General features: G+C 41.5%; 6 protein-coding genes. All 6 read left to right on the top strand.

Features of this window, described 5'->3' with window-relative positions; translation table 11 throughout:
• Positions 1-200 precede the first annotated feature (200 nt).
• The 6 genes from AC1D0K_RS13970 (at position 201) to AC1D0K_RS13995 (ending at position 12,319) form a co-directional block, all read left to right on the top strand.
• Positions 201-1,139 carry a dihydrodipicolinate synthase family protein gene (locus tag AC1D0K_RS13970; RefSeq protein WP_477397967.1) on the top strand — a complete coding sequence of 313 codons (939 nt, stop codon included), beginning with the start codon at positions 201-203 and terminating at the stop codon, positions 1,137-1,139.
• 603 nt (positions 1,140-1,742) lie between these two features.
• Positions 1,743-2,645 (top strand): AraC family transcriptional regulator, encoded by a 903-nt coding sequence (locus AC1D0K_RS13975; protein ID WP_477397969.1) that lies wholly within the window; start codon positions 1,743-1,745, stop codon positions 2,643-2,645.
• A gap of 13 nt (positions 2,646-2,658) precedes the next feature.
• Complete coding sequence (locus tag AC1D0K_RS13980; protein ID WP_477397971.1) at positions 2,659-4,890, top strand: putative Ig domain-containing protein; 2,232 nt, start codon at positions 2,659-2,661, stop codon at positions 4,888-4,890.
• A gap of 96 nt (positions 4,891-4,986) precedes the next feature.
• On the top strand, positions 4,987-7,305 hold the full coding sequence (locus tag AC1D0K_RS13985) for a S9 family peptidase (RefSeq protein ID WP_477441818.1): 2,319 nt from the start codon (positions 4,987-4,989) through the stop codon (positions 7,303-7,305).
• A gap of 290 nt (positions 7,306-7,595) precedes the next feature.
• Positions 7,596-10,778: a SusC/RagA family TonB-linked outer membrane protein gene (locus AC1D0K_RS13990; RefSeq protein ID WP_477393453.1), complete on the top strand. Its 3,183-nt coding sequence runs from the start codon at positions 7,596-7,598 to the stop codon at positions 10,776-10,778.
• A 53-nt stretch (positions 10,779-10,831) separates the two neighbouring features.
• A complete protein-coding gene (locus AC1D0K_RS13995) occupies positions 10,832-12,319 on the top strand; it encodes a RagB/SusD family nutrient uptake outer membrane protein (RefSeq protein WP_477393455.1) in 1,488 nt (495 codons plus the stop codon).
• Positions 12,320-12,321 lie beyond the last annotated feature (2 nt).

The following is a 12,321-nucleotide window of genomic DNA, read 5'->3' on the forward strand; positions in this document are numbered from 1 at the left end:
AAATCTAAATTACTACGGAGGAACGAGCTATTTTTAATCATTATTTGCTATAAATAGCAGGATTTTAGCTTGTTTATTTTACAGCCTTAAATTAATTCATTGCCCGGCTGATGTATTATGTTAATATATGGTAATGTTGTGTTAAATTAATAAATAAATACCCTGTAAAACGCTGATACTTTTGATAAAAATATTTAAGAATGATAACTTTTGACTGGAAAGGCGTATTCCCTGCGGTAACAACAAAGTTTACCGATAGTGACGAAATTGATTTTGATGCTTTTGACATCAACTTAAATGCACAGCTTGAAGCCGGTGTTGACGGCTTTATTTTAGGCGGATCATTGGGCGAAGCCAGTGTGCTTAGCGATGATGAAAAGTTCGCGTTATTAAAACATACCATTGCTTATGTTGATGGTAAAGTGCCGGTGATTTTAAACATTGCCGAGCAAACAACTAAAGCTGCTGTGGCCTGTGCCCAAAGAGCGTTTGATACCGGTGCCGACGGCCTGATGTTGCTACCGCCAATGCGTTACAACAGCGAAGAGCGTGAAACACTTGCTTATATTGGCGCGGTTGCCAAGAGCACAGCGCTGCCTATCATGATTTACAATAACCCGGTTGATTATAAGGTTGAAGTTACCCTGAATATGTTTGAGCAGCTGGCTGCTTATGATAACATCCAGGCGGTAAAAGAATCCACCCGCGATGTATCCAACATCACCCGGATGTTTAACCGTTTTGGTAATCGTTTTGCTGTGTTTACAGGTGTTGATCCATTGGCTATGGAAAGTTTGGTGATGGGTGCCGATGGCTGGGTTGCTGGTTTGGTTGATGCCTTCCCTAAAGAAACCGTGGCCATTTATCGTTTGGTAAAAGCCGGCAGAATAGCCGAAGCGCTTACCATTTACCGTTGGTTTTTACCTGTACTTGAGTTGGATATCCACCCAAAATTGGTACAATACATTAAACTGGCCGAAGTAGCTACCGGTATAGGTACCGAGAATGTACGTGCCCCGCGTTTGCCACTAATTGGCGATGAGCGTGCCAAAGTACTAAAGATCATTAACGATGCGTTGGCAGTTCGCCCGGAATTACCTGCAGGCAGCTGGGGAAAGCGGACTGAAGTTGAAGCATAGCACTAAGATGAATTTTCATTAATAATAGGTTGGTTAAGCCGAAGGTGTGTGCCTTCGGCTTTTGTTTTAAAATGGCAGCTCAAATAAGGGCAGCCATTTTTTTATATAGAGGCAGATGCACACAGCAGCTATATAACACAGGTGTCGCCCTATGCAACACAGGTTAAGTAAAGCGTAAGAGACTTTGCCCAAATATCTAAAATCTTCCCTCGCTCAAGCAGTTCCAGAAAAGAGAAGTATTAATCATCTTCTTTTTATAGCGGTTTATCTAAAATCGGCTATCCAACAAGCAAAACTTTAAAAAAAACGTGCAATTGAAAAGTTGATTGGAGGGATTGTATATGATTTTTTTGATTAAACAGGTACCCGGTAACTTTTCTCTTTTTTAAAAGTTTATTTGGAGATAAGAGGGGTTTGGTGTTCTGTTATATGATATTGTTGTGTAATTGACAATTATTATATTGAATACTTAAGCTTTGCCAATATCAAGTGTTGTATTTACAATATATTAACATGTTGTGGCTGAAAATTATCTTTTTGGCGTTAATATTTGGATTTTAATATTAAATGATTGTAAATTAAACACTAATTAATCCTGTCATTATGAAAGTTTTACAATTTACTATTCCGGTGCCGCATGATAAAAGCGTAATCGCAGAAAAGGTTTGTCAACCGTATCATTATCCTTATTTACACCGTCATAAAGAAATTCAGCTTACATGGATTAAGAAAGGTGAGGGAACTTTAATTGTAGGAAACAATATGCATGATTATGTGGCAGGTGATGTGTTTTTAATAGGCGCCAACATGCCCCACGTATTTAAAAGCAGCCCAGAGTATTTTTTACCAAATTCTGGTAAAGTGGTGGAGGCGTTAACTGTTTTTTTTAATTCTGATGGAGTGCTGGCTAATGTATTCAATCTTCCGGAGATGAAGCCAAGCGCTATCTTTATACAACAGCACCAACAAGGCTTTAAATTGCCTAACTATATTTTAGATAAAATTTATAGGGCTATGAATCTTTTAGAAGATCAGGGTGGTTTGGATCAGTTTATGGCTTTTTTAAACCTTTTAAAGGAATTTACCTGTATCAGGGCAAAATTGGATCCTTTATCTACCTATGGTAATTTGCCGGGAATAACAGAAAACGAAGGTATCCGTATAGGCAGCATTTATAATTATATCATGCAGCACTTTATGGAGGATATAACTTTAGAGGATGTTGCAAAGGTTGCTTTTATGACTCCAGAGTCTTTTTGCCGGTATTTTAAAAAACATACCGGGCATACATTTGTAACTTTTCTTAACGAAGTAAGGATTAACGAAGCCTGTAAAAAACTGATAGCACACCGCTTTGAAAGCATTAATACAGTTGCTTACAAATGTGGATTTAAGAGCATTACCAATTTTAACCGCGTTTTTAAACTTATCATAGGCAACTCGCCACGCGGGTACCTGGATAATTATCATAATAATATCATTACCCTTGCCCGTGCGGCCAGCTAACCTACATGCTTTCATGATCAAATTTTTTTTGCTGATAACTTTTTTGTTTTCAGTCCAGTTAGTCTACAGCCAAAATAACGGCTACATCAACTTATCTGTTGCAAAGTTTTCTACCGGTGATATTAGTGACTGGAAGAGTCCCGCTTTTAATGATAGTCAATGGAAGGATATTAAGGTTGGCGAGGTATGGCAAAACCAGGGTTATCCAGACTATCATGGATATGCATGGTATAGGATACATGTTACCATCCCATCATCATTAAAACAAAGGGCGGTATGGGGTGATAGTTTACGGGTCTTTTTAGCTCACGTAAACGATGCTGATGAAACTTATCTTAATGGTACATTGATAGGTAAAATAGGGGCATTTCCTAATGACCAAGGCGGTTACGTAAGCAAGTGGCCAGCTATCCGCTATTATTCTGTGGCGGCCGGCAGTGCTGCCATAAAATGGGATGCAGAAAATATTATTGCCATAAAAGTTTTTGATGGGGGAGGTTCCGGTGGCATATTTATGGGGTCGCCATTTATTGATATGCTCGAAAAGTTTGATGGTATCGCATTTAATCTTTCCTCAATAGAATTTTTGCCTGGCCGCAAAGCTGAACGTCAGTTAATAGTAAGCAATAAATTCAATACTACCATATCGGGAGTATTTCATTACCAGGTAATTGACGAGTTAAAGAACATGATTATTGAAGATAAAACGATACCTGCTTCTTTAGCTGCATACTCTGGGAAAGCTTTTACAATCACCTTTCCACACCGCGAGGGTATAAAGCTAATTTATGATTTTAAAGAATCTGCATCAGGAAAAATACAAAGCTATACGGAGATAGCGCCATATATTTTAACACCCGGCGAATCGCTTAAACCGGTTATAAATAGTGCTGCTGTTTTGGGCGTTCATGCAGGTTCGCAAATTATATACAAAATACCTGCAAGCGGGAAAAAACCACTAACGTATAATGTAGGCAAACTGCCTGCTGGCTTAAACTTAGATACAAAGACCGGAATTATTACAGGAAGCATTCCCAAAAATGGCAGTTATCATTTAGGTATTACTGTAATTAATAGTTTAGGTAAGGATAAAAAACTGTTTACCATAAAAGTTGGTAACCAGTTAGCTCTTACTCCGCCTATGGGCTGGAACAGCTGGAATTGCTGGGGATTGAGCGTTAGTGCAGAAAAAGTTAAAAGTTCGGCCCAGGCAATGATTGATCAGGGCCTTACAGATTATGGGTGGAATTACATCAATGTTGATGACGGCTGGCAGGCCGCTAAAAGATTGAGTTCTGGTGAGCTCATTCCAAACGAAAAATTTCCCGATATGGCGGCTCTTGGCAGGCAGCTACATCGTGAAGGGTTAAAATTTGGTATTTACTCATCTCCCGGAGCAAAAACCTGCGGTGGTTTTTTAGGCTCATTGGGTTATGAAGCAATTGATGCAAAAACATACTATAACTGGGGAGTAGATTATTTAAAATATGACCTGTGCAGTTACACGGATAACACTGCCGGCGATACTACTCTTTTTGCCCAGCAAAAACCCTACATGGTTATGCGCGATGAATTGAAAAAGCAACCACGGGATATAATTTACAGTATCTGCCAGTATGGTATTCATGATGTGTGGAAATGGGGCAAACAAATGAACGGGAACCTATGGCGTACAACCGAAGATATTACTGATACCTGGGAAAGCCTTTATAGTATCGGTTTTAGTCAAACCAATAATGCGGCCTACGCTCATCCGGGCGGATGGAATGATCCGGATATGCTTATTGTTGGCATGGTAGGGTGGGGAGAGAGTTTACATCCATCAAACCTTACCCCTTATGAACAATATACGCATATCAGTTTGTGGAGCCTGTTATCTGCTCCTTTGTTAATTGGCTGTGATATGAGTAAGCTGGATAAATTTACCCTTAGTTTGCTTAAAAACCGTGAGGTAATAGCTATTGATCAGGATGAACTGGGGGTACAAGCTAAACGCATACTAAACGATAAAAATATACAGGTATGGCTTAAGCCATTAGCCGATGGCGGTTTGGCTGTTGGTATATTTAATATGAGCGAAAAGTATAAAAGCTACAAGCTGCCGCTCAATACAATTGGAATTGACAAAGCCGTTGCCGTAAGAGACGTTTGGAAACAGGAAAACATAGCCCGGGCAGCACATACTATAGCTTTTAATATACCGCCTCATGGGGTAAGATTAATAAAGATTATTAAAGGCAGATAGCCATAATAGGTAATTGTTGGTTAACAGTTGGTAATTTATTGGCAAAACAAGCTATTTATCCTATGTAATTTTATTACAAACAAAATCCTTATTCCTATGCAATTTTTGCGCTCGCATTTTTCTATTATTTTTTTAACGGTGTTGATTTTGGGGGCAAGAGATGGTTACGCCCAGCAAAAGCAGGTTTCGCCGTATTTACCAACGCATGCCGAAGTTTTGCAGGCATATCAAAACGCGGATATGTTGGATTCTGCATTGAAAAAGATTCCGGTTGTTTATAATGTTAACCCGCATTGGCAGGCAGATAGCAAACTGTTTTGGTATGCCAAAAAAGTAAAAAATAACGTAACCGATTACTTTTTGGTAAATGCGGATCATGGAGATAAGCACAAAGTTTTTGATAGTAAACAAATGGCAGATGCGGTTGGCGCTTTGCTTGGCACTCCTGTGCCGCTTACTAAATTTTACATCAGCGAAATGTTTTTTAGCCCCGACAAAAAGCAGGTTACTTTTAAAGCAAACAACAACTGGGTAAAATGCGACCTTGCCAGTTACCGATGTGAAAAAACTACTGATACCGTATTTAAAATGTATGATGCAAGCCTGCCGCTACAATCACGCAGGTATCGTTGGGAGGGCCTGGTAACTGATTCTATTTCGCCGGATAAACAATGGACCGCTTTTGTTAGAGGGGGCAATGTTTTTATCAAGTCTGCTAAAGATAATTCAACCATTCAGTTTACCAAAGATGGTAGCAAGGATAAACCTTACGGCGAAGTATCATGGGCACCGGATAGCAAACACCTGATTGGCTACCGCATTGATCCCAAGAAAACAAAAGAAGTTTATTACATCTTAAGTTCAGAACCGGGCACAACCCGTGGTGTACTAAAATCGCATGAATATGACCAGCCGGGCGATGAGTTTACTTCCTTTGAACCTTACATATTTTCTGTAGCTGATAAAAACAGTATCAAGGTAGATGCCGAAAAAATTGACTTTTTTGGTGCGCCTGAACTACATTGGAGGGAGGGCGACAATCAATATTATACCTATGAAAAAGTTGATAGGGGCCATCAGCGTTTCAGGGTTATTGAAGTTGATGTTAAAACCGGCAAAACCCGCAATGTTATAGATGAACAAACCAAAACCTTTATTTACGAACAAAGAATTTATACCCGTTACCTTCCTAAAACACATGAAATTGTTTGGGTTACCGAAAAAGACGGCTGGCGCCATGCATACCTGGTGAATGAGCTTACCGGGAATCAAAAACTAATTACCAGTGGTAATTGGGTGGTAAGAGATATTGATAGCGTTGACGTTAAGAAAAGACAGATTTGGTTTAAAGCCAGCGGAATGAACCCCGGTGAAGACCCGTATTTTATTCACTATTGCCGTATTGGTTTTGATGGTAAAAACCTGGTAAATGTAACCCCCGAAAAGGGTAATCACAGTATCGCATTTTCGCCAGATAGAAAGTATTTCATTGATACTTATTCTGAAGTTAATACTACTCCTCAAATTATACTTAAAAATGCCTTGTCTTTAAAAACGGTTGCCGTTCTTGAGCATACGGATATAACCGGGCTATTGGCCACAGGTGTAAAGCTTCCGGAAGTATTTGTTGCCAAAGCGCGCGATGGTGAAACAGATATATGGGGGGTTATTTACCGCCCTGCCAATATGGATCCTACAAAAAGCTATCCTGTAATTGAAAATATTTATGCCGGTCCGCAGGATTCATTTGTGCCAAAAAATTTTTCGGTGGCGAATGAAATGCAAAGTATTGCCCAATTGGGTTTTATTGTGGTGCAGATAGATGGTATGGGTACGGCCAATCGTTCAAAAGCTTTTCATGATGTTTGCTGGCATAACCTGGCCGATGCCGGTTTTGCTGATAGGATTTTATGGATGCAGGCCATGGCCGCGAAATATCCGCAGGCTGATATTAACAGGGTAGGGGTTTATGGCACATCGGCAGGCGGACAAAATTCTGCATGTGCATTATTATTTCACCCTGAATTTTATAAAGCAGGCGTATCTGCCTGCGGTTGCCATGATAACCGTATTGATAAACAATGGTGGAACGAACAATGGATGGGTTATCCGGTTGGTTTGCATTATGATCAGCAATCAAACATAACCAATGCGGGAAAGCTAAAGGGTAGTTTGTTGCTGATTGTAGGTGAAGCTGATAACAATGTCCCTCCGGAGTCTACTTATCGTTTCGCGGATGCACTGATAAAAAATAGCAAGTATTTTGATCTTTTAACCGTTCCGGGAATGGGGCATGGTGACGGTGGCCCTTATGGTCGTAAAAAGAAACGTGATTTTTTTGTAAAACATTTGTTAAACGCTGAACCCCCTGCCCGAAACAGTAACGAACTTAGCGTGGCAGCGCGGGGCGAATAGAGTTATTTTAAAATTATCCGGAGGGGCTTCCCGGGTGTATTCATGAGCAATTAGCCTTCTCAAAAAATGGTTATTATACAGGCGCGATATTCTTTATCGCGCCTTTTGTGGTATTATAGTGTTTTTCACACGTATTCTTATTATCTGTTTGTTTTTTAGTTATTTAAATTGTTTGAATGGGGTAATATATAAGTATTATGTGTTAAAATAACAATTAAAATAGCTTGTCTGGGTACTTAAATTTAGCATAAATAAAATATTTATCGACAATAGATTTAATGTACCGATTTATGAGAAGAACCTTTACTTACTACAGAAAATTTTTAAGTCTCTTTGCCTTTTTATGCTTGCTGATACCCTGGAGGGCGGTGGCACAAAAGGAAGTGCAAAAAACAATTACCGGTATCGTAATTGATAAAACAAACGGTGGGTTAGCCGGCGTAAGTGTGATTCAAAAAGGTACCACAAACGGAACGGTTACGGATAAGGATGGTAATTTTACCATCAGCCTTAAGGGGCAAAACGCCGTGCTGCTGTTTCGCCTGGTGGGGTTCAAAACCAATGAGTTTCCGGTTGGGTCCAGAAGTAATTTGCGGGTATTGCTTGAAGATGACCTGAAATCTTTACAGGAAGTTGTACTGATAGGTTACCAGGGTGTGCAGCGCCGAAAAACAACAGGTGCAATTGCTACGGTAAAAGGCAAGGATATTGAAAATACACCTTACGCCTCTTTTGACCAGGCCTTGCAGGGACGCGTAGCGGGATTGTCAGTATTGAGTACCTCTGGTGAACCTGGCGCGAGCACTTTAGTGAATATTCGCGGGAGCAGCAATATTAACCAGGGCAGCAGTACCGCACCTTTATATGTAATTGATAATATCATTTATGATGTAAATGATAAACAATCCAGTTATGGCAGCAACCCGTTGGCCATTATCAATCCGAATGATATTGAGTCTATCGATGTGTTAAAGGATGCTTCTGCGGCCGCTATTTACGGGTCGCGTGGTTCAAACGGTGTTATCATCGTTAAAACTAAACGACCAAAGCTTGGCATCCCGCAAATCCGGCTCTCCACTTACTATGGAGTATCAGATAAACCTTCTCTTATCCCGGTGGTTACCGGCGCGGCGGAACGCCGGTTAAAGTTGGGGATATTATATGACCAGGGAACTTATACCGGTATCCAAAACGGTCTTAGTCCACTGTTAACAGATAGTTTAAATACCGCCTTTAACAACAATACAGATTGGCAGGGCCTGTTAACACAGAGGGCAACCTTATCCAGTATTGATGCAAGCATCAGCGGGGCCGAAGAAAAATATTCCTATAAGTTTGCCGTGAACAAGTATTATGAGCAGGGGGTATTACGTGGGTACGATTTTAACAGGTTAACCCCAAGCTTGTTTTTCCAGGTAAACCCGGTTAAAGCCATCCAGTTTAGTACCAATGTTATTTATGGTACTACCAAATCAAAACATGGCATCGGTTCCGGAGACCCTTACGCAACCTATCCGTTCAATATTCAAAGTTTCCCTTCTTCTTTTTTCCAGATCAGGCCGGCCGAGCAGGCTTTATACCAGGGACGGTATGATGATTTAAGGGATGATGACCGCAAAACGTCGCTTCTGGCAAATTCTCAATTGATTGCGACACTGGCAAAGGGCTTGATCTTTAATAGCAGCTTTTCATACAATGTGGATAACAATACCAGGAATTACTTTTTGCCTGCCGAACTGAATAACGGCGTAAGCAGTGCTTCAACTACCGTTTTACAGCAACGTATCTGGGAGATCAACAACTATTTGTCATACGAGTGGAAAATAAAAGAAAATCATAATTTCTCCGCGCTGATAGGGCAGGGGGCTTATGGTCTTACACGCGACAATTCATTTTTGCAGGGCTTAAACCTGGCTATAGACGGTGTTAAAACCGTGCAAGGCGTTGCCCCCGGTGCTAACTTAATAGGTAACTCTTATTCGGAAGAAAACAGGAAGTTGTCATATTTCGCTCGTTTTAGCTATGATTATAAGGGTAAGTACCTGTTCCAGGCCAACTATCGTCGTGATGCTTCTTCCAAATACAGCATGGCACATCGCTGGGGTAACTTCCCTTCGGTTTCAGCGGGCTGGATCATTTCTGACGAGCCCTTTTTTAAACCGCTAAGCAATGTCATGTCCTTCGTCAAAATCCGTGGAAGCTTCGGTATTACCGGACAGGACCCTTCCAACTATTACGCGCAATACACTACCCTGATATCTGATGCTTCCTATGAGGGATCGGCACTGGCGAATGGTACCGGGGGAGACAGGGGCCTGGTCAATATCCCTACTTATGGAGGTACGCAGGTAGCATATCCTAATTATTATAGTCCGGCAGCATCGCCGGCCATTAAATGGGAAAGCAGCCCGCAGTTTAACATCGGTGCGGATATCAACTTTTTTAACGACAGGATCAACTTTACGGCAGATTATTATATCAGGAATACCAACAACCAGGTATTTTCTATACCTGTACCCATTGTAACAGGATACACTTCCATCAGCAGTAATTTTGTTGGTACCCGTAACACCGGTGTCGAACTTACCATCAATACCCGTAACATGGGCAGCAAATCGGCATTTCAATGGTCAACCAATTTCAATATCGCGTATAACCAAAATTATGTAACCAAACTGCCAAACGGCAACCGGGATATCACCTACGGCCCTCCTTATTTATCAGAGAACTTAACCGTGGGTAAGCCCTTGTTTTATTATAATTCATGGATAGTGAATGGGGTATACAGAACAAATGCTGATGTACCCGTTGATCCGCTTACTGGCCTCCGTCTGCGCCACGGCAGCGGCTCTGGTCCGTTTTACTCTGCCGGCGATCCTATCAGAAAAGACGTGAACGGCGACTACATCATTGACGACAAGGACCGGGTTGAAAACGGCAGTCCTAATCCAAAATTTACAGGTGGTTTTACCAATACATTCAGTTATAAAAACTTTTCGTTAAGCATCCTCACTACTTTTATGTTCGGCAGGGAAATCAGGAATGGTTACCTGTCAGATCTGCTACAGGTAGCAGGCCCGGGCAATCCCTATAGTTTGTATGGTACCAATGCGGCCGTTGCCTTAAAACTGAACAATGGGCAAACCTTTTGGCAAAAGCCGGGTGACGTAGCTACGTTTCCTGGGTTGATAGGCAATAACGTAGATAAATGGAATATAGCCCAGTCAACCTACGTGCAAAACGGCAGTTTTATCCGGGTAAGAAGTGCTAGGTTGAGTTATTCACTGCCGGCTAAATTGGCCAGCCGTTACAAGCTGCAATCTATCCGGATCTATTCCATCGTTGATAACATCTACCTTAAAAAATATGCCAACATACCCGATCCTGAACTGGTGAATGTAGATGGCTATGCAAACGGTACATCTTATCCGCAACCCAAAAAGATAACCCTGGGACTTGATCTCGTATTTTAACCGGTAGGGGACCGAACATTTTTTACAAAGTAAATTATTATAAAAATAAAAAAATGAAAAGGATATATAGCATAGCGATACTTTTTAGTATAAGCATATTAACTTTTTCCTGCAAGAAATTTCTTGACCTGAAACCGATAAGTACGCCCATCACTACCGAATTTTTTAAAACTGCCAATGAGGCAAACAGCGCCGTTGCAGGATGTTATTCTCTGTTGCGTACGGCGCTGAATAACAAAACGGTAACTTATTATGCCTATGGCGATATCCCGGCAGATGAATACAACGCGTTTGGCGGAGTGGAGGATATGACGGATGTTGGCAATGTGAACTGGTCATTACCTGTGCCGGCTACTGCTGATTACCGTACAATGATTAACCTGCGCAGGTGGGATAATTTTTACAGGGTGATTGATAACGCCAATTTGTGTATCCAAAATATACCTGCGGTTGATTTCTCGACTGATAACTCAGGCAACGATCCGGTGGTTACCAAAAACAATTTGCTGGGCGAGGCTTATTTTATGCGGGCTTTTACTTATTTCTACATATCGCGGGTTTGGGGCGATGTGCCGTTGGTTATTAAAAGCGTAAACGCAGGCGATGCAACCAGCACGGCCAGAACTCCGCAGGCAACAGTTTTATCGCAATGCATTAGTGATTTAAAGAAAGCCATCCCCTTGATGCAGTATGGTTATGTAAACTCAAATAACCGGGCTATCAGGGCCAACCGCGGCAGCGCTTTTGCCTTACTGGCCCATATTTACGCATGGCAGCAGGATTATCAGAATTGTGCCCAGGCGGCAGATTCGGTTATTAAAAGGGGTAACTACCAATTGGTGGATAGGGGAAGCGTTGGTTATTTAAGTATTTATAAAGGTCAGTCTACAGAAGGGATCTTTGAGATCAGCCAAAGTGTCTCAAACGAAGGTTCTACTGCCGGTATTCCTTTCTTTACAACAAAATCGCCTTATAATACGCTCATTAACGGCAACGCGGTATTTACCATCAACGCCGACCATTTGAATAACCTTTTCGCGGATACCGCTGATTTGAGGTTGAAAAACGCATTCGCTTTCAGGGGGACTACTGATCCTATTTGTATCAAATATTCCAACTTCCTGTACACTCAGCAAAGCACCAATAAAATAGCGGTGGCTTATAATAACCTCATCGTTTTCAGGCTTTCTGACATTATTTTACTGCGGGCCGAAGCTTTGGCGGCAACAGGCCAGGCAACGCCGGCTATCAGCTTGTTAAACCAGATTCGCACGGCCGCGGGAATTCAGCCATACAGCTTGAGCGACGGGGACCTGTTTGAAGCGGTAATAGACGAGCGCGGGAGAGAGTTGTTTTTGGAAGGCCATCGTTTTTATGACCTGGTGCGCCTGGCACGCCAGAAAAATATAGCCGAATTTGGTGACGCGAAGATCAGCCTGTCTGAATTTGCCAAGGGCAAGTATTACTGGCCGATAGACCCAATCCTGATCACACTTGATAATAGTTTAAAACAAACGCCTTACTGGTCATCAAAACTGTAATA

The sequence above is a fragment of the Mucilaginibacter sp. P1_A3 genome, assembly GCF_056406855.1.